At 67.7% G+C, this 418-nt stretch carries 1 protein-coding gene; it reads left to right on the top strand.

Annotated elements, in window-relative coordinates; genetic code table 11:
• Window positions 1–18: 18 nt before the first annotated feature.
• Window positions 19–418, top strand: a 400-nt coding sequence (locus GVL52_RS32365; protein ID WP_244619354.1) for a paraslipin, incomplete at its 3' end; no start/stop codon positions are given.

Here is a 418-nt window from a genome sequence, read left to right as displayed (position 1 = left end):
GGGTCGAGCAACTACATCATGGCCGTCACCCAGCTCGCGCAGACCTCGCTGCGCAGCGTGATCGGCAAGCTGGAGCTGGACAAGACCTTCGAGGAGCGGGACATCATCAATGCACAGGTCGTCCAGGCCATCGACGAAGCGGCGCTGAACTGGGGCGTGAAGGTGCTGCGCTACGAGATCAAGGACCTGACTCCGCCCGCCGAGATCCTGCGCTCCATGCAGGCGCAGATCACCGCCGAGCGCGAGAAGCGCGCGCTGATCGCCGCCTCCGAGGGCCGCCGCCAGGAACAGATCAACATCGCCACCGGCGAGCGCGAGGCCTTCATCGCCCGCTCCGAGGGCGAGAAGCAGGCGCAGATCAACAACGCCCAGGGCGAGGCCGCCTCCATCACCGCCGTGGCCGAAGCCACCGCCCAGG

The organism is Rhizobium sp. 18055, from assembly GCF_902706285.1.
GTDB lineage: Bacteria > Pseudomonadota > Alphaproteobacteria > Rhizobiales > Rhizobiaceae > Rhizobium.
This window is presented reverse-complemented; position numbering and strand designations above follow the sequence as displayed.